The sequence below is a fragment of the Mycobacterium shunyiense genome (genome assembly GCF_058270075.1).
This window is the reverse complement of sequence record NZ_JBZDPU010000017.1, coordinates 66,970-89,126: the sequence shown is the minus strand read 5'-3', so window position 1 is coordinate 89,126 and position 22,157 is coordinate 66,970. Positions and strand designations below refer to the sequence as shown.

Sequence of the window (22,157 nt, the reverse complement as noted above, 5' to 3'; positions counted from 1 at the left end):
GAGCCGCGTTGATCAAGGTCATGCAGGGCGTGCGAGTGCTCGAGGTCGCGCAATTCACCTTCGTGCCGGCGGCGGGAGCCATTCTCGCCGACTGGGGCGCCGACGTTATCAAGGTCGAGCACCCGGTGCGCGGCGACACCCAGCGTGGGTTCATCAACATGGGCGGGTTCCAGCTCGACCCGAACCGGCATCCGCTCATCGAGCACCCCAACCGCGGTAAGCGCAGCGTCGGCATCGACGTCTCCACCCCCGGCGGGCAGGAGGTGCTGTATGAGATCGCGAAGACGGCAGATGTCTTCCTGACCAATTACCTTCCCGCCCAACGGCAGAAGAACAAGTTCGATGTCGAGCACATCAGGGCGGTGAACCCGGACATCATCTACGCCCGCGGCAGCGCCTACGGCGACAAAGGTTCCGAGCGCGATACCGGCGGCTTCGACGGCACCGCCTTCTGGACCCGCAGCGGTGTCGGGCACGCGCTCACCCCGGAGGCGATCAACGGTGCACTTTCGCAAGGCATTCCGGCGTTCGGTGATTCGATCGGCGGGATGAACATCGCGGGCGGCATCTCGGCGGCGTTGTTCCACCGCGAGCGGACCGGGGAAACGGCCGAGATCGACGTCTCACTGCTGAGCACGGCGTGGTGGGCGGCCGGCGCCAGCGTCACGCAGGGCATGGAGACCGGTGAGACGATGCGCTCGCTGATGCCCGACGACGCCACTTCGGTGAACCCGTTCATGGCCAACTACCGGACGTCCGACGGCGGCACCATCAACCTGTGCATCGTCAGCCCGACCGGCTACATCCGCGATGCCTTCGAACATCTCGGTCTACCCGAGCTCGCCGACGATCCGCGGTTCTCCGATGTGCTGCCGCTGATCGAGAACGCCTCGGAAGGTGTCGAACTCATCGCGAAGGCGATCGGCAGCAAGCCGTTCGAGTACTGGCGTCAGCACCTCAAGACCATGAAGGGTCAGTGGGCGCCGTTCCAAAGCCTGGTCGACCTGGCCACGGACGACCAGGCTGTCGCCAACGACATGATCGTCGAGGTGGACGCCAGTGACGGCGGCAAGCCGTTCAAGGTGGTGCGCGGGCCGGTGCAGTTCAACCACGAACCGCTCGAGACCACCCGGGCACCTCAGGCTTCCGAGCACACCGAGATCGTGCTGATGGAACTCGGCCTCGACTGGGACCGAATCGAAGAGCTCAAAGACTCGGGCGCGATCGCCTGACACTAGTTGCAGCCGCCAGCGTGTACCCACCGGCCGTTGTAGCCGATGCAGCCGCTGACGTTGGAACCCGGTGGGGGCGGTGGCGGAGGCACGTCCTCCGGGAGCGGCGCGTAGTAGGCCGGCGGCGGAACATAAGGGGCGACGGCGTCGGCGATGTTGACGCAGCCGCCGACCGAAATCCGGCGCCCGGCGCTGGCGCACACGTCGGCGTTGGCGGTCCCGGCCGGGGCGGCCAGGACGATGGCGCCGGGCAGCGCGGTGAAGGCGAGCGCGACCGTGGCCGCGCGGAGCCATGATGATCGAGACGTTGGGGTGTTCATCGTTGTCCTAGAGGCTGATCAGGTGGCTTGATCCCGCAACGGGCGCGGAAGTCGGTCAGCGGCTGACGAATCCCGACCAGGTCGGCGTGGGCCTGCGGGTTGGCGTCGAAGAAGTCCTTGGTGGCACCCGGCACTTCTTCCTGTGGGCGGCCGTGCAGATTTGTGTAGAAATCGTTCACGTCCGGATGGGTCCACAAATACGTGGAGGTTGCCGCGGCGACTCCGGAGGCGATGCCGGCGAGATCGGCGGCCGTGCAATTGGGCGGTGGCGGCTCGGCGGCTGCTGTCACGGGACTCGACAGGCCGACGACAACCCCGACGGCACCGGCGGCGAACGCCGGCACCATTCCGTAGCGCACGGTGATCGGTGTGCGGGACACAGCGGGACTCCTTCCCGAGGTGGGCAGGTGCCGATTGCATCGCCCGGCGGGCCGAACTTTAGCAGGTGGGAGTGGGTGTGTGCGACGAATCTTTCGCTCGGCAAGAACGTGGCATGTCTTGGTGCGTCGGCCTTTAGGGCCGCGGCGGTACTGCGGTGCGGCCATTGCGATACGCCGTCGGGGTGGTGCCGAACCAGCGCTTACAGGAGCGGGTGAGGACACTTTGCTCGGCATAGCCGAGTTGGTGGCAGAGTTGGTCGAGGCTGAGGTCGGTGTCGAGCAGCAGACGTTGAGCGGACTCGCGCCGCGTCTGGTCGACGAGGTCGGCGAACGTGGCGTTCTCGGCGAGCAGACGCCGTTGCAGGGCCTTCGGGTGAAGACCGATGTGACGGGCGATGTCGGTCAGGCCGACCACCCCGGTGGGCAGGAGTTGGCGCACCAGGCTACGGACCAGCTGGCTGGTGGTCGGGTTGGATTCACCCATCACCTGGGCCAGATAGTCGACCGCGGTCTGGTGGGCAAGTCGATCGGTGGGCAGTGGCTGCTGCAGGTCGGTGGTGCGCAGGGTGAAGCCGGCGACCGGTTCGAAAAAGCTGGGCGGACAGCCGAAGTAGCTCTGATAGTCGTCGCTGGGCGTCAGCGCGGAATGGGGTAGGTGCACGGCGACAGGCCGGTAGTCGGCGCCGAGGAACAGCCGCAGTACCTGCAACGTGACTCCCAGCGACAGCTCGATGGCCTGGGCTTGCGGTGGTACCGGGTTCAGGGCGTACTCGAATTCGAAACGGCGCAGATCCGGGTCGAGATGTGTGGTCACCCGCGCGGTGATCGACGGGCTGTAGGCCGCCATGAACTTGTCGAAGATCAGGAAGGCTTCGGCAACGGTGGCGGCGTTACGACCCGCCAGCCCGACCGGGCCGAGGATGTCGATGCCTTGGCGGAGCGCCAAACGCCGCCCGAAGTCCGGGGTTTCGAGTGTGGCGGCAGTGTCTTCGAGCATCTGTGCCCCGTTGGGCAGGGAGATGAAGCGGTCATGGCGGCCGACATCGTCGTAGGGAATGTTGGCGGCATCGACCAGAGCGTGACTATCCCCACCGAGTTCGGTGACCAGCTGGTGAAAATTCGTGAGGGCCGTGCCCCGGATCACGGCCATGTCCCACAATGTCAAAGATTTGTCCCGGAATGTCAAGACAGAAGCTGACAGTTTGCTGCACAGTAGATGCCCGGGTCGGGGTGAAACGGCTGCGCGGCCTGCCCCACCAGTGGTCGGCTGCACAGCCCAGTTCTTATGGAGAAGAGGGGCGCGGTGTCTGACGTGCAGGGTGACCAGTTGGTTGCGGCAGCTCTACCGGACGGCGGTGTTTTGCCGTTCCCGCCGATCCCATCGGGCAGTATCGCGGGCCGCACGTTGCAGGAGTCGACGTACAACCCGCGGGAAGTTCCCAAGCGACTACACGATGACTCGCCGAACATCGTCATCGTGCTCATCGACGACGCCGGGCCCGGCCTGCCCTCGACGTTCGGTGGTGAAGTGACGACGGCGACCCTCGACAAGATCTGTGCTGAAGGGGTGTCGTACAACCGTTTTCACACCACGGCGATGTGCTCGCCGACCCGCGCATCGCTGCTCACGGGCCGCAACCACCACGAGATCGGCAACGGTCAGATCGCCGAGCTGGCCAACGACTGGGACGGGTACGCCGGCAAGATCCCGCGGTCCAGTGCCACTGTGGCCGAGGTGCTCAAGCAGTACGGCTACGCGACATCGGCCTTCGGGAAGTGGCACAACACCCCCGCCGAGGAGACCACCGCGGCCGGGCCGTTCGAGAACTGGCCCACCGGTCTGGGTTTCGAGTACTTCTACGGCTTCCTCGCCGGTGAAGCCTCTCAGTACGAACCGAACCTGGTGCGCAACACCACCATCGTCCCGCCGCCCCGGACTCCGGAGGAGGGCTACCACCTGTCGGAGGATCTGGCCGATGACGCCATCTCGTGGCTGCGCCGGCACAAGGCTTTCAACGCCGACAAGCCCTTCTTCATGTACTGGGCCAGCGGTTGTCTGCACGGCCCGCACCACATCATGAAAGAGTGGGCTGACCGGTACGCGGGCAAGTTCGACGACGGCTGGGATGCCTACCGGCAGCGGGTTTTCGAACGCGCCAAGGACAAGGGCTGGATCCCGCAGGACTGTGCCCTCACCGAACGCGACGAGGCGATGGCGTCCTGGGACGACATCCCCGAGGACGAGAAGCCGTTCCAGCGCCGCCTGATGGAGGTTGCCGCCGGCTACGCCGAGCATGTGGACGTCCAGGTCGGCCGCATCACCGACGAGCTCGAATCGCTGGGCTATGCCGACAACACCCTGTTCCTCTACATCTGGGGTGACAACGGCTCGTCGGGCGAGGGACAGAACGGCACCATCGCCGAACTGTTGGCGCAGAACGGGATTCCCACCACCGTGCGTCAGCACATCGACGCTCTCGACGAACTGGGCGGCCTCGACGTTCTGGGCTCCCCGCTGGTCGACAACCAGTATCACGCCGCATGGGCGTGGGCCGGCAGCACTCCGTACAAGGGGATGAAGCTGCTCGCGTCGCATCTGGGTGGCACGCGCAACCCGATGGCGGTGCGCTGGCCCGCCAAGATCACCGCCGAGAGCGCCCCGCGGGACGTGTTCCTGCACTGCAACGACATCGTGCCGACCATCTACGACATCGTCGGTATCGTGCCGCCGCACACGGTCAACGGTGAACCTCAGATGCCGCTGGCGGGAGCGAGTTTCGCCCGCACGCTGGGAGACCGAAATGCGCCCGGCGGCAAGAAGACCCAATATTTCGAGATCATGGGCAGCCGCGGCATCTACCACGATGGCTGGATGGCCTCGGCGCGCGGACCGCGGCTGCCGTGGGTACCGGGCCAGCCGCCCGGGATCGCCACCTGGACCCCCGACAATGACACCTGGGAGCTGTACCACCTCGACGAAGACTGGTCGCAGGCCCACGATCTCGCCGCCGAACAGCCCGAGAAGCTTGCCCAGATGCGAGAGATGTTCATGGTCGAAGCGGCGCGCAATGAAGTGTTGCCGATCGGCGGTGGGTTGTGGGTGCCGGTCTATCACCCGGAGCTGCGCATCGCCCCGCCGTACAAGGAGTGGGAATTCTCGGGCGACACCATCCGGATGCCGGAGTTCTGTGCCCCGGCGCTCGGCAACAAGAACAACGTCGTCACCATCGACGTCGACATCCCGGCCAACGCGAACGGGGTGCTGTACGCCCTCGGTGCGGCGGCCGGCGGGCTGACGCTCTATCTGGACGACGGCTACCTCTGCTACGAGTACAACCTGTTCATCTTGTCGCGCACCAAGATCCGCTCGGAGAACAAGGTGCCGCCGGGGCGAGCCACTCTCACCGTGACCACCCAGTACGCCGATCCGCGCCCGGCCGGCCCGCTCGACATCACCGTTGCGCGCAACGGTGAGACGCTCGCCGATGGCCAGGTCCCGATCAGCGCACCGTTGCTGTTCACCGCCAACGACTGCCTCGACATAGGCACCTGTCTCGGCTCACCGGTGTCGCTCGACTACCGCGAGCGTGCGCCGTTCCCGTTCGAGGGAAGGATCCACCGCGTACATGTCGCTTACACCTAGCCGGCAGAAAACCCTAAGAAAGGAACGGCTTTTCGTGAAGAAGGATCGGCGCACGGCCAGATGGCTGGTGGTGCTCGGCACCACGATGTTGATGATGGCCACGATGGCTTGTTCGCCGTCGTCGCCGGAAGAGTCCGGTCAGTCCGGATCCGGGCAGCTGACGCCCGACGAGGCCAAGGCCATCGCCCAGGATGCGTATGTCTACGGCTACTCCCTGGTCACCGTCGAGATGACACGACGCGTCATGACCAATGTCGAGAAGATCGAATCCCCGCGCGCCCCGATGGGCCAGCTGATGCGGATGCGTGAGTACCCGAACGCCCAGTTCCGAGACGTCACGGCGCCCAACGCGGACACGCTGTACGTCAACGGATTCGTCGACGTGAAAGATCAGCCGTGGGTGCTGAGCCTCCCGGAGGCAAGCGACCGCTACTACCTGTTCCCGATGCTCGACGGCTACACCAACTTATTCGAGGTTCCCGGGAAGCGCACCACGGGCACCGGTCCACAGACCTACGCCATCACCGGTCCCGGCTGGAAGGGCACGCTGCCCGCCGGCGTCAAGGAGTACAAGTCGCCGACCTCGACGGTATGGCTGTTGGGCCGCATCTACTGCGATGGCACTCCCGAGGACTACGCCGCCGTACACAAGCTGCAGGACGAGATCTCGTTGGTGCCGCTCAGCTCGTACGGCAAGCCCTATACTCCGCCGGCCGGCAAGGTCGATCCGGCCATCGACATGAAGACCCCGGTTCGCGATCAGGTGAACAACCTGAGCACCGAGGACTACTTCAATCTGATGGCCACCTTGATGAAGGACAACCCGCCCGTCGAGGCCGACAAGCCGATCGTGGACAAGATGGCCAAGCTCGGCATCGCCCCCGGGGAGAAGTTCGACATCAACAAGCTCGGCTCCGATGTCGCCGCCGCCCTGCAGTCGGTTCCCAAGGACGGGGTCGACAAGATCATGGCCGCTGCCAAGAACTGGGATGACATCAACGGTTGGCGGTTCACCACCAAGACCGGTCAGTACGGAACCGACTATCTGCAGCGTGCGGTGATCACCGCCATCGGCCTCGGTGCCAACCGCCCCCAGGATGCGGTCTACCCGACTTCGGAAGCCGATACCGACGGCCAGACCTACGACGGCGCCAACAAGTACACGCTGCACTTCGACAAGGGCCAGTTTCCGCCCGTCAACGGATTCTGGTCACTCACGATGTACGACGAGGGTTTCTTCTTCGTCGACAATCCGCTCAACCGCTACACCCTGAGCCAGCGGAACCCCTTCGTCACCAACCCGGATGGGTCGGTCGATCTCTATCTGCAGCGCGACAACCCGGGTCCGCAAAAGGAAGCCAACTGGCTGCCCGCACCGGCCGGCAAGTTCAACCTGATGCTGCGCCTGTACTGGCCGAAGGAGACCCCGCCGTCGATCATCGATGGTTCGTGGAAGCCGCCGGCGGTGAAGAAGGCTCCCTGACAAGGGATTTGCCAGGCAACTGCCAACAAAAAACGAGATGGCTGCCAGACCAGGTCTGGCAGCCATCTCGTTTTATCGGGTGTAGCGATGAGCTACACGCGCACCGCCCGGTGGCGATGACGAAGCAGGCGGGTCAACCAGCGGACATCGATCAACATAGTGTTGGCCTTTCTCTCAGGCGCTCTTGGTAAGCAGGGGCAGCAACCGGCGGCGTGCCGTATTGCCTTCGGCGAAGTGATGCAGGGCTTCGGGCACCGACGAGCTGAGCGGGACGCCCACCTCCTGGTGGTGGATCTCGGCGGCGACCGGCTGGCTGGCGACTACCGCCCAGTCCACACCGAGTGCGCCGCACCGGTCATCGATGTCGTAGAACAGTGAGATCGCCTGCGGAGTAAAGCTGTTCACGCCACTCAGATCGAGTGCCAATGGCTTCTCCGCAAGGATGAATCGATTCACATACGACGCGATCTGATCGATGTTGTTGGTGTCGATGTCTCCCTTTACGGTGACCACTGTCGCCAGCTGGCGGCATTGCGCACGCATCGATGCGCCCTCGCAGATGACTGCCGAGTTCCCGTACCGAAAGTGTCGATCCAATGCCGGGGTGTTGTTCGTGAATGTCATGATCAGCCTCCCGCCGTCTTTCCTGAGCTCTGGCTGAGCTCCGTCGCGTCAACCTGTTCATAACGCTAAGTGGGCAAAATAAGGCTGCTGGGAGCCAGCGTTAATGCTTTGCTAAGAACATTTGGGACCTACCCGTCGGTAAGGTCGGCGACGATCAGTACGTCCAGAGTTCGGGGCCCGTGGACGCCTTCTACCCGCTGCAGTTCAATGTCGCTGGTGGCGCTGGGGCCGGAGATGAAGGTCAGTGGCCGGGTCGCCGTCAGCTCGGCGAATGCCTGCGGCACGGTGTCGACGATTTGATCAATCCGCACCACACAGAGGTGATGGTCTGGCACCAGGGTCAGCGCCCGCCGCCCCTGCCCAGGACCGGCATCTAGCACGATCGTGCCAGTCGCGGCGATTCCCAGCGTGCATCCGGTCAGTACGGCATCGGCGCGATCGAGTTGCTCCACACTCAGCGTCGGCGCGTCGGGGACCGTCGTCAGCCCGGTCGCCCACTCGAGCGGCAGATCCGCCGGGATGACCACAGTGGCTTCGGGCCCTACGAGCTCGAGGACCGTCGATGCGATCGCGTCGACCCCGATCCGATGGACCCGCGCGCGGTACTCGGCGACCGCCTCGGCGAAGCGCTCGACGTCACCGGCGCCGGTCAGGGGCTCACGGTGGTAGTCCCGCGGCACCGCGACCGACGGTGGCGGTGCCGCGGCCAGGGCACCGCGGATCCGACCGAGCACCGCCGCCCGGGCCGACTCGGACGTCAGACCCGTCATCCTCGGCCTCCCTCGTGGGTCCGGTTCCACCACTGCCGGAACGTCTCGGCGGGCGGCTCGGGAATGTCACGGCTGGCCGTCCACTTCGAGGCGGGCCAGGGCAGCGCGGAGATGCGGTGATCACGTCCGGCGATCAGCCGTCCGGCGCCCAGCGCCGTCTCCGCCAGTGCGAACCGGCCCGCGCCGGCCATCGCCCAGCCCGCGGCCTTCATCGCCAGATCCTGTCCGGACGGAATGCCCCCTCTTTCCTGATCCACCTGCTGCGCGCGCAGGTGTACCAGGATCGTCGGGATGTCGATGCGCACCGGGCAGGCTTCGAAGCACGCTCCGCACAACGACGAGGCGAACGGCAGGCTGGCGTTGGGGTCATTGTGACCGGTGGTGCCGGTGAGCTGAGGGCTCAGGATCGCCCCGATCGGTCCGGGATACACCGAGCCGTAGGCGTGCCCGCCCGTGCGTTCGTAGACCGGGCAGACGTTGAGGCACGCGCTGCACCGGATGCAGTGCAAGGCGGGACGCCCCACCTCGTCGGCCAGCACCCGGGTACGGCCGTTGTCCAACAGCACCAGATGGAATTCCTGGGGGCCGTCGCCGGGATGCACGCCGGTCCACATCGAGGTGTACGGGTTCATGCGTTCCGCGGTCGAGGAGCGCGGCAGCAACTGCATGAAGACCTCGAGATCGGTGAACGACGGCACCACCTTCTCGATGCCCATCACCGTGATCAGCGTCTGCGGCAACGTCAGGCACATCCGGCCGTTGCCCTCGGACTCCACGACGGCCAGCGTGCCGGTCTCGGCGATACCGAAGTTCGCCCCGCTGACCGCGACCTTCGCAGTGAGGAACTTGCGCCTTAGATGGGCCCGGGCCGCCATGGCCAGCACCCGCGGGTCATCGGTCAGCTCACCCGCGTCGGGCATCTCCCGGTCGAAGATCTCGCGGATCTCGGCCCGGTTGCGGTGGATGGCCGGCACCAGGATGTGGCTGGGCTTGTCGTGGCCGAGCTGCACGATCAGCTCGGCCAGGTCGGTTTCGAAAGCGGCGATGCCGTGAGCTTCCAGGTACTCGTTGAGGCCGATCTCCTGGGTGGCCATGGACTTGACCTTGACCACCTCGTCGGATCCGGTGGCGCGGATGAGGTCGGCGACGATGTGGTTGGCCTCCTCGCCGTCGCGGGCCCAGTGCACCACGCCGCCCCGGCGGGTGACGTTGGACTCGAGTTGCTCGAGCAACTCGGGCAACCGCGCCATCACGTCCTGCTTGAGGGCGCTGCCCGCGGCGCGCAACTGTTCCCAGTCGTCGCATTCGGCCACGGCGGCCAACCGTTTGGTGCGGATGGTGTGGGTGGCGTGGCCGATGTTGCGGCGCAGTTGGGAGTCGGCCAGCGCGGTGCGCGCGGCTTTCGGAAAGGACTCGTCGCCGCGAAGGTTGCCGACGCCGGGGGTGCCCAGGAATGTGGTCATGCTTCGGCCGCCAAGATCTCGGCCAGGTGCACGGTGCGTACCCCGGAGCGCAGCCGGCTGAGGCCGCCACCGATGTGCATCAGGCATGAGGAGTCTCCGGCACTGCACACCTCGGCCTCGGTCGCCAGGATGTGGGCCATCTTGTCGGCCAGCATCGCCGTGGACGTGTCCGAGTTCTTGATGGCGAATGTTCCGCCGAATCCACAACAGGATTCGGCTTCCGGCAGCTCCACAAGAGTGAGTCCCTGCACGTTGCGTAGCAGGCGCAGAGGCTTGTCGCCCACCCCGAGCATGCGCAGTGAGTGACAGGTCGGGTGATAGGTGACGCGGTGCGGGTAGTAGGCGCCGACGTCGTCGACCCCGAGCAGGTCGATCAGCACTTCGGACAACTCATAGGTCTTTTCGGCCAGGCGGTCGGCACGGGTGGCCAGGCTCTCGTCGCCGGCGCGGCGGGCCACCATCGCATGTTGGTGACGGACGGACCCCACACACGATCCCGACGGCGCGACGATGGCATCGCAATTCGCGGATTCGAAGGACTCGACGTGATTGCGCACCAGCGCGGTGGCCTCCTGCAGATAGCCGGTGTTGACATGCATTTGGCCGCAACAGGTTTGGCCGGCAGGGAAGACCACCTGGTGACCCAGGCGCTCGAGCAACTGCACCGTGGCGATCGCCGCAGGTGGGAACATCGCATCCGCCAGGCAGGTCGCGAACAGGGCGATTCGCATGCACACTCCTAAACCGTGACGTATCCACAATATGCCGGGAATCCGTAACCGCGGGCGGCTGTTGTTCGGCGTGGCCGCGGAATGCGGTCGGAGACTGAAAGGCCAGTATGTCGGCAACGGGCGAGACTGCACCTGCGGTCCGCGAGGTTCAGCGTCCATACGACACAACGATCCGATACGCGGTCACCGGTCAGGCCGATGGGGCGACGTTCGCCTTCATCCACGGGTGGGGTTGTGACAGAACCGATTACGACGCCATCACCGGCTTCCTGTCGGACCGGTTCCGCGTCATCGCGATCGATCTCGCCGAACACGGTGAATCTCGGTCGGCGCGTGAGGTCTGGACGATCGAGGAGTTCGCCCGTGACGTCGTGGCAGTTCTGACCGCCGAAGCTGCGCAGAGCGTCGTCGTGGTCGGACATTCCCTCGGCGGTGCGGTGGCGGTCGAGACCGCACGGTTGCTGCCCGATGCGGTTTCGCATGTCGTTGCGCTGGACGGCCTGCACTACCTGTCGCTGTATCCGGCCCAGGACGAACGGCAGGCCCGGGCGGTGCTGCAACCCTTCTACGACGACTTCGACGCGGCGACGTGGGGCATGGTCGAAGGAGGATCGCCCGAGGGCACCGATCCGGGGCGTACGAACACCTACTTCACGAAGATGGCGGCTGTACGCCAGCCGGCCGGGCTGCGGTCCATCGAGGGCCTGGTGGACTGGGACATGGATGCCGCGCTCAGCGACGTCCGAGAGCCGGTGACGCTGTTCGCGGTGCGCTCACTCATCAGGCAAGAAGCCATCGATCGCTATCGCGACCGCATCGACATCGTGCCCGTGGATCTGGGCAGCCATCACTTCCACGTCGAATCACCAGAAGGCACTGCTGAATTGCTGATTCAGGTGGTTTCCGATCAGTCGCGGTGTCGATCCGGCGGCCACTGAGCACCGCGATAGTGCTCCCACGGGTTGTAATCCGCGAGCAGCTCTTCCTGCGGTGGGCGCTCGGCCTCGGGTACGTGCTGCAGGTTGATCCGCACCCGGTACCAGATCGAGCTCGGCCCGCGCATGCCGTCGAGCAGGACGTCGACGGGTTCGAGCCGCGCCGCCACAGCCGGATAGCGCTCGCGCCATACGTCCAGTGCCGCCATGGCTTCGTCTTTGGTTTTGGTCTTGGCGATCTCGATCAGCGGCATGCTCGACTGTCGTCGTCCATCGTGAGACGTGCCCTTCGGGGCTTTCTCCGCCGGGCCGAGTTCCTTGGCGAGCGCGAGCAGCGCGTCCAGCTCGCCGACCGCTAGATCCATGCCTTCCCACGGGTCGCCGATCTCGGCGAACCGGGACGGCACGGTGGTGACCGTGAACGCTTCGGGGCGGCAGCCGTCGACCTCGTCCCAGCGCAGCGGGGTGGACACCCGGGCATCGGGGGTGGCCCGCACGGAATAGGCGGAGGCCACCGTGCGGTCTTTGGCGTTCTGGTTGAAGTCGACGAAGACCCGGGAGCCCCGCTCTTCCTTCCACCAGCGCGCCGTCGCAATGTCCGGGACGCGTCGCTCGACCTCACGAGCCACCGTCTCGGCAGCCAGCCGCACCTTGGTGAACGGCCACCGCGGGTGGATGCGCGCATAGATGTGGAAGCCGCGCGAGCCCGACGTCTTGGGCCACGCGGTCAGGCCGTGTTCCTCCAGCACCTCGCGGGCCACCTGCGCGACATCGACGATCTGCGACCAGCCGACCCCGGGCATCGGGTCGAGGTCGACCCGTAATTCGTCGGGGTGGTCGAGATCGTCGGCGCGCACGGGGTGGGGGTTGAAATCGACGCATCCGAGGTTCACCGCCCAGGCCAGTCCCGCGGTGTTTCGCAGCACCGCTTCCTTGGCCGAGGTGCCGGACCGGTACTTGAGCTCGGCGACGTCCACATAGTCCGGCCGTTTCTCCGGAGCGCGCTTCTGAAAGATGGCTTCGGTGGCGATTCCCTTCACGAACCGTTTGAGGATCATCGGGCGTTCATAGACACCACGCAGTGCACCGTCGGCGACTGATCGGTAGTAGTTGATCAGGTCCAGCTTGGTGACATGCGCATCAGGGAAAACCACCTTGTCGGGGTTGCTGACGGCCACCTCGAGGCCGTCGATCTCCAGCGACTCTGCACCGGCCATGACCACATGGTAGTTACCGCCCGCGGTGCGACAGACGTCACTTATTGTGGCGACATGCCAAGTCTGTCTGATCTGCCGGCGAACCTGACCGCGAAAGCCAAGCAGTACGCGGAGCGTGGCGCGGCCGAATTGCACTACGCGCGCAAGATGTTCGAGGCGGGCGCGCTGCGGCTGGAGCCCCCGCAGAACATCGCGGCCATGCTCAACGACATCCGGACCTGGGGCGAGATCGGCATGATCCCCGCCCTCAATGCGCGTCGGCACCCCAACCGTGTCGCGGTCATCGACGACGAGGGCGAGTTGACGTTCGGAGAGCTCGACGCCGCCGCGCACGCGGTCGCCAACGAGCTGCTCACGATGGGCGTGCGCGGTGGGGACGGAGTGGCCATCCTGGCCCGCAATCACCGTTGGTTCCTGATCGCCCAATACGGCGCGGCCAGGGTCGGAGCCCGGATCATCATGCTGAACTCCGAGTTCTCGGGGCCGCAGATCAAAGAGGTCTCCGCGCGCGAGGGCGCGAAGGTGATCATCTACGACGACGAGTACACCGCTGCCGTCGCACATGCCGAACCGGCACTGGGCAAATTGCGGGCGCTGGGCGTCAACCCCGATTCGGAAATGCCGTCAGGCAGCACCGATGAAACGCTGGCCGACGTCATCGCACGCAGCAACGGCCGTCCCGCACCCAAGGCCACCAAACATCCCGCGATCATCATCCTGACCAGCGGCACCACCGGCACTCCCAAGGGCGCCAACCGGGCCGCTCCGCCGTCACTGGCGCCGATCGGGGGAGTGCTGTCCCACGTCCCGTTCAAGGCCGGTGAGGTGACCGCACTTCCCGCGCCGATGTTCCATGCGCTCGGGTTCCTGCACGCCACCATCGCGATGATGCTGGGCTCCACGCTGGTACTCCGTCGCCGGTTCAAGCCGGCCACCGTGTTCGAAGACGTCGAGAAGCACGGAGTCACCGGCATGGTGGTGGTGCCGGTGATGCTCTCGCGCATGCTCGACCATCTCGATCAGATGCAGCCCAAACCCAACCTGTCGTCGTTGCGGATCGTGTTCGTCTCCGGCTCCCAACTCGGCGCGGAACTGGCATCCCGCGCCCTCAAAGAGCTCGGGCCGGTCATCTACAACCTGTACGGATCGACCGAGATCGCCTTCGCCAGCATCGCGCGCCCCAAGGATCTGTCGATCAATCCGTCGACGGTCGGGCCGGTGGTCAAGGGCATCACCGTCAAGATCATCGATGACAACGGCAACGAGTTGCCGACGGGGAAGGTGGGGCGCATCTTCGTGCGAAACACCTTCCCGTTCAAGGGATATACCGGTGGCGGGGGCAAGGAGATCATCGACGGCATGCTGTCGTCGGGCGACGTCGGATACTTCGACGAGCACGGCCTGCTCTACGTCAGCGGTCGCGACGACGAGATGATCGTCTCCGGTGGCGAGAACGTGTTCCCGGCCGAGGTCGAGGATCTGATCAGCGGACATCCCGACGTCATCGAGGCCACCGCGCTCGGTGTCGAGGACAAGGAATGGGGTGCGCGGCTCAAGGCCTTCGTGGTGAAGGCCGAGGGAGCCAACCTCGACGAGGACACGGTCAAGGCCTACGTCAAAGAGCATCTGGCGCGCTACAAAGTGCCGCGTGAGGTGGTGTTCCTCGACGAGTTGCCGCGCAACCCGACCGGCAAGATCCTCAAGCGGGAACTCCGCGACCTGGAATGAATCCTGGCGAGCAGACGTGTCGGTACCCCGAAATGCCTGTTTCCGGGCACCGGAGCGTCTGCTCGCCGGTGTTGTCTTTGCCGAACGAGGAATAGTTCGGTCCGGCCGGAGGTAATAGCTCCTTGTGAACATCGAACTGACCGGAAAGACCGCACTCGTCACGGGCTCGACGCAAGGCATCGGGCTGGCCATCGCCGAGCAACTGGCACGTAGCGGTGCCCGCGTCGCCGTCAACGGTCGTACGTCGGCCCGCGTCGATGAGGCCGTCGCCAAACTGGGCGAGTTCGACGTCCTGGGTGTTGCCGCCGACGTCTCGACAGAGGAGGGAACTGCCGATCTGCTGCGTCAGTTGCCCGACGTCGACATCCTGGTGAACAACCTCGGCATCTTCGGGGCGGTTCCGCCGATGGAGATCACCGACGAGCAGTGGCGCACCTACTTCGACGTGAATGTCCTTGCAGCCGTGCGGCTTATCCGTAGCTACCTGCCGGGCATGACCGAGCGCGGCTGGGGCCGGGCGATCCAGATCGCCAGTGACTCCGCAATTGTCACGCCGGCGGAGATGATCCATTACGGCGTATCCAAGACGGCCCTGCTCGCGGTGTCGCGTGGTTTCGCCAAGGAAGCTGCAGGTACCGGCGTGACCGTGAACTCGGTGATCGCCGGGCCGACCCATACCGCGGGCGTCGAGGATTTCGTCTACCAGCTCGTCGACAAGTCGCTGCCGTGGGACGAGGCGCAGCGGGAGTTCATGATCAAGCATCGGCCGCAGTCGCTGATCCAGCGCCTGATCGAGCCGGAGGAGATCGCCAACATGGTGGCCTATCTCGCGTCGCCTCTGGCCTCGGCGACCACCGGCGGAGCACTACGCGTCGACGGCGGATACGTCGACTCGATCCTGCCCTAGAAACTCAACCTCCGGTGGGGCCGAGAGATCGAACGTATTCTGCCGCCATGGGGGCGCAGAGCGTATCGGGAAAAGTCGCCGTGATCACCGGTGGTGCATCGGGTATCGGCGCGGCGCTCGCGGCCAGGTTGGCCGGCCAAGGCGCTGAGGTGTGGATAGCCGATCGGCAGAAGGATGTCGCGCAGGACCTCGCCGACAAGCTTGGTGTCAGTGGTGGAACAGCGCACTCCATCGAACTCGACGTGCGCGACTTCGCCTCGTTCGAGGGCGCGATCGCCACGATCGTGGAGCGGTCGGGCCGCATCGACTACCTGTTCAACAACGCGGGAATCGGGGTCGGCGGTGAGATCGACTCGTACACACTGGACGACTGGAACGAAGTCTTCGACGTGAACCTGCGTGGTGTCGTGCACGGCATCCAGGCGGTCTATCCCATCATGATCCGGCAGCACAGCGGCCACATCGTGAACACCGCGTCCATGGCTGGTCTCATGACCGGTGCGGGTCAGGCGAGCTACTCCGCCACCAAGCATGCCGTCGTGGCCATCTCGCGGACCTTGCGCGTCGAGGCCGAGCGTCACAACGTGCTGGTTTCGGCGCTGTGCCCGGGAGTCGTCCGGACACCGATTCTCAGCGGTGGCAAGTACGGCCGGCTCAAGGGCCCCGGCGTCACCGACGAAGACTTCGTCAAGAAGGTGTGGGAGCCGTTGCGGCCCATGGATCCTGACGTTTTCGCCGAGCGTGTGGTGCGGGCGGTGATGCGGGGCGACGCGATGATCATCGTGCCCGCGTGGTGGAAGTTGTTCTGGTATCTGGAGCGGCTGTCACCGCGGCTGTCGTTGCGCCTCGCGAAGACGGCGCTCGACCGAAGCCGTGCTGTGCAAGCAGAGCTCAACAAGGGGCATTAGGAGAGCATCGCGGTGCCGGGCACGGCCAGGCATACCAACGACAACGCCAGCAGGAACCACCCTGCGCCCTGCCAGATCGGCCAGGTACCCTCGGCTTTCCACACCTGGTAGGTCCGGATAAACGCCCCGAGCCCGCCGACGAAGGTGATCGTGGGCACCAGCGCGGCCGAGAGCACGGAGTGATCAAAGGCGTAGAACGTCAGCGCCAAGCCTGCCACGACAACGACGGCGACCACGTAGCCCACCGCGGATCGGAACATTTCCGGGTTGTGCCAACGCTTTTCGACATCGTCTTCATCGCTGCCCATATCTTCGGCTCACATCCGTCACGGCGGCCCGTTGATGTACCAGGCCAGGCAACCCGGCCGGCCGCGGCACGCGATAATGGCGCCGGCATCGGGAGCCGACCCGCGCACCCGCGGCGGTCGGGGTTGCAGATTGCAGTTCACGACGTACGGGTTCCACGGGATGACCCCGTTTACACATGGCTCAGCTTGAATCTCGGCAGGTTCCGCGGAGACCTGCCCCGATATGGCCGTCGGCGCGATGACGACCGCGACTGCCGCTGCGCCCACTGCCACGGGGCGCAGGATGCGCTGTACTGACGTTCTCATCGTTGAGTGCCAACCGTTTCTGGTAGCCGTCTATTTCGACGGTAGCACTCGAGTCACCGGCCGAGCACACGCAAAACTGCCCCTTTTCCAGCGAAAAGAGGCAGTTCTACGTCTGGTCGCGCAAACAGGGTTACGGATCGCGGGGCAGGCCCAGCAGGCGTTCGGCGATGATGTTGAGCTGAACTTCGGTGGTACCGCCGTAGATCGTGGTGGCGCGGCTGGCCAACAGATACTCGGCCCAGCGGCCGAATTCCTGCTCAGGGTCCCCGACGGCGCCGTCGGTGCCGAAGGAGGCCACCGCGAACTCGGCGTAGCCCTGGCCGGTCTTCATCGACAGCAATTTGGAGATCGCGGCCGCCGGCATGGGGTCCCCGCCGGCCAGTGTCAGCAGCGTGGATCGCAGGTTCAGCACCTTGGCGGCGTGGCCTTCAGCGATCAGCTGGCCCGCGCGGTTCTGCTCGATCTGGTCGAACTGCCCGTCCCGTAAGAAGGCCACGAACTGGTCGAGGTTGGCCAAGAACGGCGGCTCACTGCTGCCGATCGACACCCGCTCGTTGGTCAGCGTGTTGCGGCTGACCTCCCAGCCACGGTTGACCTCGCCGAGCACCATGTCGTCGGGTACGAACACGTCGTCGATGAACACGGTGTTGAACATCGCGTTGCCGGTCAGCTCGCGCAGCGGTTTCACCTCGACGCCAGGTGACTTCATGTCCAGCAGGAAGTACGTGATGCCATTGTGTTTTGGCGCGCTTGGTTCCGTTCTCGCCAGCAGGGCGCCCCACTCCGAGAACTGCGCACCCGTCGTCCAGATCTTCTGTCCGGTGATCCGCCAGCCGCCGTCGACCTTGGTGGCCTTGGTGGTCAGGCTGGCCAGGTCAGAACCGGCACCCGGCTCGGAAAACAGCTGGCACCAGATCATCTCGCCGCGGAACGTCGGCGGCAGGAACCGCTGCTGCTGCTCATCGGTGCCGAACGCCACGATCGACGGAATGATCCAGGAGGCGATGCCCATGTTCGGCCGCCGCACGCGGCCGGTACTGAATTCCTGGGCGATGATGATCTGCTCGATCGGCTCCGACGCGCGGCCCCACGGCTTGGGTAGGTGCGGCTGCACCCAACCGCCCTCGGCGATCGCGGTATTTCGCTCGGCGCCACTCGGAATAGCTTTCAGCCCAGCGACTTCCGCGCGGATCTCGTCACGCAGCTTCTCGGTGTCCGGATCGAGGTCGATGTCGACCGGCCGCATCCCGGTCGCCGTCGCGGTGTCGACCACCAGTTGGGGGTAGTCCGAGGCCCGCCCGAAGCAGGCAGCCAGCACGAGAGCACGCCGGTAGTAGACGTTGGTGTCGTGTTCCCAGGTGAATCCGATCCCGCCGTGCACCTGGATGCAGTCCTGGGCGGTGTGCTGTGCCGCAGCGGGCGCCAAGGTGGCGGCCACTGCGGCGGCGAACTCGTAATGAGTTTCCGCAGAAGGGTCTTCCTGCGCGTCGTCGAGCGCCCGGGCCGCATCCCAGACGGCGGCGGTGGCCCGCTCGGTGTCGGCGATCATCCCGGCACACTTGTGCTTGATCGCCTGGAACTGCCCGATCGGCCTGCCGAACTGCTCGCGGATCTTCGCGTATGCAGTGGCGGTGTCGGTGGCCCAGCGCGCGACACCGATCGCCTCGGCCGACAGCAGTGTGGTGATCAGTGCGCGGGCGTGGGCGGTGCTCAGGCTGGTCAACACCCGGTCGGCCTCGACCTCGACGGCGTTGGCCCGGACGTGGGCCAACGGACGCAACGGGTCGACGCTGCGCACCGGCTCGATCTCGAGCTGCGCGGCGTCCAGCACCACCCACTGGACACCGGACTCGATCGCGACCGGCAGCACCAGGATCGAAGCCTGCGCTGCGGAGGGCACCGCCCGGGCCTCGCCGCGGATCACCAGGCCGTCACCGTGGCGGGTCGCGGTCAGACCGGAGTCGATGGCGTAGGCCGCGATGGTCTCGCCCGAGGCCAGGCCGCTCAGTACCTTCGCCTCGGGGTCGCCGGCCGAGATCAGTGCACTGGCGATCGCCGACGGCACGAAGGGCCCGGGGACCGCGCCGTAGCCGAACTCGGCCAGTGTGATGGCCAGTTCGAGAATGCCGAAACCTTGTCCGCCAACGGATTCCGAGAGGTGAACGCCCAACAGCCCCTGTTCGGCCGTAGCTTTCCAGTACGGCGGGGGATTGGGGATCGGGGTCTCGAGCGCTTCGTGAAGCACCTCCGAGGGCGCCACTCTCGCCACCAGGGACCGGACCGAATCGGCCAGGTCGCTGTGCTCAGACGTGATCGCAATAGGCATGCGGTTCCTCCATCCGGGGCGTACATCTATTAACCGGTCGGTTGGGCCGAGGGTACCCCGGCGTGACCGGCGCCACTCCGGCGGCCTATCTCACCCCGTTAACTACGTGGGCCAACGGCTCGCCGTCATGAATGCGCCGGCAGTTGTCCACCGCCATGGTCAGATACCGCCGCATGGTGTCCGCCGTGTACCAGGTGACATGCGGTGTCAGCACCACATTCGGCAGCTCCAGCAGGGGGTTGCCGAGCGGTACCGGCTCCTCGGTGAACACATCGAGGCCGGCCCCGGCGAGCTGTCCGGTACACAGCGCCTCCACCAGGGCCGGCTCGTCGATGATCGGCCCACGTGCGGTGTTGATGACGACGGCACCGGGTTTCATCGACGCGAGGGCCGCCTTGTCGAGCAGGCCCCGGGTGGCCTCCGTCAACGGGAGATGCAGCGAGACGATATCGCTGGCAGCCAACAGGTCTGGCAGACTGCGCCACCGTGGGTGACCGGTATCGCGCGTGCTGGTGTGCAGCACCTGTGCCGGCTCGGCACCCATGGCGATGACGATCTTCTCGACCCGCTTCGCGACGTTGCCGTAGCCGATCAGGCCCACCGTGCACCCGCTGATGTCGCGGACGGTCTCGCCCAGGCTGTGATCCGACGGCCAGCCCTTGCCATCCCGAGTGGCGCGGTCGAGCTCGGGCAACCGACGCAATGCGGCCAGCATCAGCAGCACGGTGCCCTCGGCCACCGAAGGGGCATTGGCCCCGGGCATGTTGGCCACCAGGATGCCCAGTCGACTGGCGGTGTCGACGTCGATGGTGTTCACCCCGGCGCCGAGCTTGTGCACCAGCCGCAGCCGCAGACCACGCTGAAGATCGTCGCCGGACACCGGCCGTAGCACGTGCCAGAGCACCTCGGCGGACGGCAGCTCCCGGTAGAACGTGGTGTCGTCGTCCTCGGCGCAGAACGTCACGTCGAGCCAGTCCTGATGAGGTGCAAGGAAATCCAGCACCTTGTCACCGGGAGTGAAGTGGGCCAGGACCTTGATCCGGCCGGGGTTCACCGCCACCGCTTCGCGATCCATCCGGCGATGGTATCGGCCTGCTCGTCGCGTGCGCCGACAGTGGTGAAGTAATGATCTGTGTCGATCGAGAACTGAGATTTGTCCGTGCTCGCCAGCGCGTCGAAGATGCGTTTGGCGTCCGACGGGTACACCCCGGTGTCCTGGTCGGCGTTGATCACCAGGGCCGGGCAGGTGATCCGAGCCAGGTGCGGCTCTGCTCGGGTCTGGGCGTGCCGAAGGCTCCACATGCCGATCCAGTTCCGCACTGTGGTGGCCGCGGCGATGCCGCGAGCCGACCGGTTGGCCTTGATCGGTGTTCCCGCGTAGCAGAGATTGGCTTGCCGGTTGGTCGGCTCGATGGCCGGATCGACCATCCTGGGGTCGGCCCAGGTACGCATCACCGTGAACGGACGGTCCGAATAGCCTTCTGCCTGAATCTGTTTGAGCTCCGCCTCGGCCCAGTCGGTGATCTTCTCGTTGCGGGCCACCTGGGCCGCGCGGTAGCGGGCCACGAACTCGGCCGAGAAGGGTGCCGGGTTGCCCTCGTCGAACAGGTCCAGCTCGGGGTCGCTGGCGACGGCGTCGTTCTCGTCGACGACGGAGGCATCCATCCACGCGGTCAGCACATCTGGGCGCCCCGGATGGGCCGCACTGGCCACATAGCCGTCCGCGGGTGGGAGGTCCGTCAGGCCGGTTGCCGGTCGCATGCCCTCCAGCGGCAGCACGTTCGGGTCGATGGCCTGGGACTGGTAGGCGGCCATCAGCGATCCGCCTCCTGAGTTGCCGAGCAGGACAACGGTTTCGACGTTCTGTTGTTCGCGGAGCCAGCGCACCCCCACCCCGATGTCGACCAGTGCGTGGTCCAAGAGGAAGCTGCTCTCGAAGCCGCGGAAACGGGTGTTCCAGCCGAGGAAGCCGACGCCCCTGCGCGCCAGGTAGTCCGCGATGTAGTGCTCGGAGAAGTCGATCTGATAGTGCGTGGCGATCACGGCCACCTTGGGTTTGTGTCCCGCGCCGCGGTAGTAGAGGCCCTGGCATGGGTATCCGCCGGCGCCGGCGCGCTGGGCGGTCGGGGATTCCAGCCCGATGAACTCGCGGACCACCTCCGGTGACGCTGTACTCATGAACGCGGGGTCTCCTCGTGGTAGATGGTCCGGTAGAACACGTTGGCCAGCGTGGTGATGCAGGCGGTGTCGTCGGCGGCGGCATCACGGCCGCCGGACAGTTGCGCGTAGCAGAACTGGTTGAGCATCGACACCAGCGCGACGGCGGTCAGGTGAGCATCGTCATCGGGGCAGAACCCTTGCTGCTGTGCATGTTTGACCATCTCGGTGATCATGGCGATCGGCAGCTGGCAGATCTCGTCCCAGTATTCGGCGAAGTCGTCGTCGATCATGGCCATCTGGGAGACGCTGATGATCTCGGCCAGGCGGTGCCGGTAGGTCATCCAGTGTGCGGAGGCCGCCTGGTGGCAGCGTTCCCAGTTGGTCAGACTCGGCGCGGTCGCGGGCAGGGCCCGTTCGCGGGCCTCGTTGCGGAATCGCAGAGCCCATTCGCGAACCATGGCCTCTTTCGAGGCGTAATAGTTGTAGAACGAGGCGGCCGAGCGGCCCGCCTCCGAGGCGATGTCGGTGATCGTCGTGGCCAGGATGCCCTTGCGGGCGATCACCACACGGGCCGCGTTGTCGATCGCCGCCTGGGTCTGGCGGCCGCGCGCGGTCGGCAACGGGGTGCGGGGACTGACGGTCACGGATTTCCTCACTCCCGGCGGCACCGGGAAATGTCGTCTCCCGGCGGGCCGGGAAATCTTGCACGATCATTG

General features: G+C 65.7%; 21 protein-coding genes. 7 read left to right on the top strand and 14 right to left on the bottom strand.

Translation table 11 applies throughout. The annotated features are described in order from the left end of the window. The first annotated feature begins 20 nt into the window (after positions 1-20). Positions 21-1,232: a CaiB/BaiF CoA transferase family protein gene (locus AC4ELH_RS21445; protein WP_064881631.1), complete on the top strand. Its 1,212-nt coding sequence runs from the start codon at positions 21-23 to the stop codon at positions 1,230-1,232. A gap of 2 nt (positions 1,233-1,234) precedes the next feature. Here the strand turns inward: AC4ELH_RS21445 and AC4ELH_RS21440 are convergent, their stop codons facing one another. The 3 genes from AC4ELH_RS21440 to AC4ELH_RS21430 all read right to left on the bottom strand — a co-directional run bounded on the left by AC4ELH_RS21440 (position 1,235) and on the right by AC4ELH_RS21430 (position 3,082). Beyond that, positions 1,235-1,552, bottom strand: a complete 318-nt coding sequence (locus AC4ELH_RS21440; protein WP_064881585.1) for a hypothetical protein — start codon at positions 1,550-1,552, stop codon at positions 1,235-1,237. Next, positions 1,549-1,899, bottom strand: coding sequence for a heme-binding protein (locus tag AC4ELH_RS21435; RefSeq protein WP_064881630.1), 351 nt, complete (start codon positions 1,897-1,899; stop codon positions 1,549-1,551). Before AC4ELH_RS21435 ends, AC4ELH_RS21440 begins: the two co-directional genes overlap by 4 nt. A 166-nt stretch (positions 1,900-2,065) precedes the next feature. Then, on the bottom strand, positions 2,066-3,082 hold the full coding sequence (locus AC4ELH_RS21430) for an AraC family transcriptional regulator (RefSeq protein WP_498886482.1): 1,017 nt from the start codon (positions 3,080-3,082) through the stop codon (positions 2,066-2,068). A 153-nt stretch (positions 3,083-3,235) separates the two neighbouring features. Between AC4ELH_RS21430 and AC4ELH_RS21425 the strand changes: the two genes are divergently transcribed. Then, positions 3,236-5,575 (top strand): arylsulfatase, encoded by a 2,340-nt coding sequence (locus tag AC4ELH_RS21425; RefSeq protein WP_498886480.1) that lies wholly within the window; start codon positions 3,236-3,238, stop codon positions 5,573-5,575. Between the two features lie 85 nt (positions 5,576-5,660). Next, positions 5,661-7,058: a DUF1254 domain-containing protein gene (locus tag AC4ELH_RS21420; RefSeq protein ID WP_498886880.1), complete on the top strand. Its 1,398-nt coding sequence runs from the start codon at positions 5,661-5,663 to the stop codon at positions 7,056-7,058. Between the two features lie 174 nt (positions 7,059-7,232). On the opposite strand, the gene AC4ELH_RS21415 is transcribed toward AC4ELH_RS21420, so the two are convergent. The 4 genes from AC4ELH_RS21415 to AC4ELH_RS21400 all read right to left on the bottom strand — a co-directional run bounded on the left by AC4ELH_RS21415 (position 7,233) and on the right by AC4ELH_RS21400 (position 10,646). Then, positions 7,233-7,682 (bottom strand): STAS domain-containing protein, encoded by a 450-nt coding sequence (locus AC4ELH_RS21415; RefSeq protein WP_064958423.1) that lies wholly within the window; start codon positions 7,680-7,682, stop codon positions 7,233-7,235. Between the two features lie 128 nt (positions 7,683-7,810). Further along, positions 7,811-8,452 carry a LutC/YkgG family protein gene (locus AC4ELH_RS21410; protein ID WP_448445204.1) on the bottom strand — a complete coding sequence of 214 codons (642 nt, stop codon included), beginning with the start codon at positions 8,450-8,452 and terminating at the stop codon, positions 7,811-7,813. Next, positions 8,449-9,915: a LutB/LldF family L-lactate oxidation iron-sulfur protein gene (locus AC4ELH_RS21405; protein WP_498886477.1), complete on the bottom strand. Its 1,467-nt coding sequence runs from the start codon at positions 9,913-9,915 to the stop codon at positions 8,449-8,451. The genes AC4ELH_RS21410 and AC4ELH_RS21405 overlap by 4 nt, the downstream gene beginning before the upstream one ends. Then, entirely contained in the window at positions 9,912-10,646 is a 735-nt protein-coding gene (locus AC4ELH_RS21400; protein ID WP_448445208.1) for a (Fe-S)-binding protein, read from the bottom strand. The genes AC4ELH_RS21405 and AC4ELH_RS21400 overlap by 4 nt, the downstream gene beginning before the upstream one ends. Positions 10,647-10,753: 107 nt before the next feature. On the opposite strand from AC4ELH_RS21400, the gene AC4ELH_RS21395 reads away from it, so the two are divergent. Continuing rightward, positions 10,754-11,584 carry an alpha/beta fold hydrolase gene (locus AC4ELH_RS21395; protein WP_498886474.1) on the top strand — a complete coding sequence of 277 codons (831 nt, stop codon included), beginning with the start codon at positions 10,754-10,756 and terminating at the stop codon, positions 11,582-11,584. Here AC4ELH_RS21395 and ligD read toward each other — a convergent pair. Continuing rightward, positions 11,554-12,798, bottom strand: a complete 1,245-nt coding sequence (gene ligD / locus AC4ELH_RS21390) for a non-homologous end-joining DNA ligase (protein ID WP_498886472.1) — start codon at positions 12,796-12,798, stop codon at positions 11,554-11,556. The genes AC4ELH_RS21395 and ligD overlap by 31 nt on opposite strands. Positions 12,799-12,852: 54 nt before the next feature. Between ligD and fadD2 the strand changes: the two genes are divergently transcribed. The 3 genes from fadD2 (at position 12,853) to AC4ELH_RS21375 (ending at position 16,341) form a co-directional block, all read left to right on the top strand. Then, positions 12,853-14,526, top strand: a complete 1,674-nt coding sequence (fadD2, locus tag AC4ELH_RS21385) for a long-chain-fatty-acid--CoA ligase FadD2 (protein WP_498886470.1) — start codon at positions 12,853-12,855, stop codon at positions 14,524-14,526. 124 nt (positions 14,527-14,650) lie between these two features. After that, a complete protein-coding gene (locus AC4ELH_RS21380; RefSeq protein WP_064958428.1) occupies positions 14,651-15,433 on the top strand; it encodes an SDR family NAD(P)-dependent oxidoreductase in 783 nt (260 codons plus the stop codon). A 47-nt stretch (positions 15,434-15,480) separates the two neighbouring features. Then, on the top strand, positions 15,481-16,341 hold the full coding sequence (locus tag AC4ELH_RS21375; protein WP_498886468.1) for an SDR family NAD(P)-dependent oxidoreductase: 861 nt from the start codon (positions 15,481-15,483) through the stop codon (positions 16,339-16,341). Here the strand turns inward: AC4ELH_RS21375 and AC4ELH_RS21370 are convergent. From AC4ELH_RS21370 to AC4ELH_RS21345, 6 genes are all read right to left on the bottom strand, one after another. Continuing rightward, on the bottom strand, positions 16,338-16,649 hold the full coding sequence (locus tag AC4ELH_RS21370; protein WP_064881571.1) for a hypothetical protein: 312 nt from the start codon (positions 16,647-16,649) through the stop codon (positions 16,338-16,340). The genes AC4ELH_RS21375 and AC4ELH_RS21370 overlap by 4 nt on opposite strands. A gap of 18 nt (positions 16,650-16,667) precedes the next feature. Then, positions 16,668-16,955 (bottom strand): hypothetical protein, encoded by a 288-nt coding sequence (locus AC4ELH_RS21365; protein ID WP_498886466.1) that lies wholly within the window; start codon positions 16,953-16,955, stop codon positions 16,668-16,670. Between the two features lie 130 nt (positions 16,956-17,085). Beyond that, positions 17,086-19,281: an acyl-CoA dehydrogenase family protein gene (locus tag AC4ELH_RS21360; RefSeq protein ID WP_463790479.1), complete on the bottom strand. Its 2,196-nt coding sequence runs from the start codon at positions 19,279-19,281 to the stop codon at positions 17,086-17,088. Between the two features lie 85 nt (positions 19,282-19,366). Next, positions 19,367-20,356 carry a 2-hydroxyacid dehydrogenase gene (locus tag AC4ELH_RS21355; RefSeq protein ID WP_498886464.1) on the bottom strand — a complete coding sequence of 330 codons (990 nt, stop codon included), beginning with the start codon at positions 20,354-20,356 and terminating at the stop codon, positions 19,367-19,369. After that, positions 20,332-21,459: an alpha/beta hydrolase family protein gene (locus tag AC4ELH_RS21350; protein WP_498886462.1), complete on the bottom strand. Its 1,128-nt coding sequence runs from the start codon at positions 21,457-21,459 to the stop codon at positions 20,332-20,334. Before AC4ELH_RS21350 ends, AC4ELH_RS21355 begins: the two co-directional genes overlap by 25 nt. Then, a complete protein-coding gene (locus AC4ELH_RS21345) occupies positions 21,456-22,085 on the bottom strand; it encodes a TetR/AcrR family transcriptional regulator (protein ID WP_498886460.1) in 630 nt (209 codons plus the stop codon). Before AC4ELH_RS21345 ends, AC4ELH_RS21350 begins: the two co-directional genes overlap by 4 nt. Positions 22,086-22,157: the final 72 nt, after the last annotated feature.

Coding starts and splice junctions, on each gene's coding strand:
- AC4ELH_RS21445 (WP_064881631.1), top strand. CDS start 21: ATGCAGGGCGTGCGAGTGCTCGAGGTCGCGCAATTCACCTTCGTGCCG.
- AC4ELH_RS21440 (WP_064881585.1), bottom strand. CDS start 1,552: ATGAACACCCCAACGTCTCGATCATCATGGCTCCGCGCGGCCACGGTC.
- AC4ELH_RS21435 (WP_064881630.1), bottom strand. CDS start 1,899: ATGGTGCCGGCGTTCGCCGCCGGTGCCGTCGGGGTTGTCGTCGGCCTG.
- AC4ELH_RS21430 (WP_498886482.1), bottom strand. CDS start 3,082: ATGGCCGTGATCCGGGGCACGGCCCTCACGAATTTTCACCAGCTGGTC.
- AC4ELH_RS21420 (WP_498886880.1), top strand. CDS start 5,661: ATGTTGATGATGGCCACGATGGCTTGTTCGCCGTCGTCGCCGGAAGAG.
- AC4ELH_RS21415 (WP_064958423.1), bottom strand. CDS start 7,682: ATGACATTCACGAACAACACCCCGGCATTGGATCGACACTTTCGGTAC.
- AC4ELH_RS21410 (WP_448445204.1), bottom strand. CDS start 8,452: ATGACGGGTCTGACGTCCGAGTCGGCCCGGGCGGCGGTGCTCGGTCGG.
- AC4ELH_RS21405 (WP_498886477.1), bottom strand. CDS start 9,915: ATGACCACATTCCTGGGCACCCCCGGCGTCGGCAACCTTCGCGGCGAC.
- AC4ELH_RS21400 (WP_448445208.1), bottom strand. CDS start 10,646: ATGCGAATCGCCCTGTTCGCGACCTGCCTGGCGGATGCGATGTTCCCA.
- AC4ELH_RS21395 (WP_498886474.1), top strand. CDS start 10,754: ATGTCGGCAACGGGCGAGACTGCACCTGCGGTCCGCGAGGTTCAGCGT.
- ligD (WP_498886472.1), bottom strand. CDS start 12,798: ATGGCCGGTGCAGAGTCGCTGGAGATCGACGGCCTCGAGGTGGCCGTC.
- fadD2 (WP_498886470.1), top strand. CDS start 12,853: ATGCCAAGTCTGTCTGATCTGCCGGCGAACCTGACCGCGAAAGCCAAG.
- AC4ELH_RS21375 (WP_498886468.1), top strand. CDS start 15,481: ATGGGGGCGCAGAGCGTATCGGGAAAAGTCGCCGTGATCACCGGTGGT.
- AC4ELH_RS21370 (WP_064881571.1), bottom strand. CDS start 16,649: ATGGGCAGCGATGAAGACGATGTCGAAAAGCGTTGGCACAACCCGGAA.
- AC4ELH_RS21365 (WP_498886466.1), bottom strand. CDS start 16,955: ATGAGAACGTCAGTACAGCGCATCCTGCGCCCCGTGGCAGTGGGCGCA.
- AC4ELH_RS21360 (WP_463790479.1), bottom strand. CDS start 19,281: ATGCCTATTGCGATCACGTCTGAGCACAGCGACCTGGCCGATTCGGTC.
- AC4ELH_RS21355 (WP_498886464.1), bottom strand. CDS start 20,356: ATGGATCGCGAAGCGGTGGCGGTGAACCCCGGCCGGATCAAGGTCCTG.
- AC4ELH_RS21350 (WP_498886462.1), bottom strand. CDS start 21,459: ATGAGTACAGCGTCACCGGAGGTGGTCCGCGAGTTCATCGGGCTGGAA.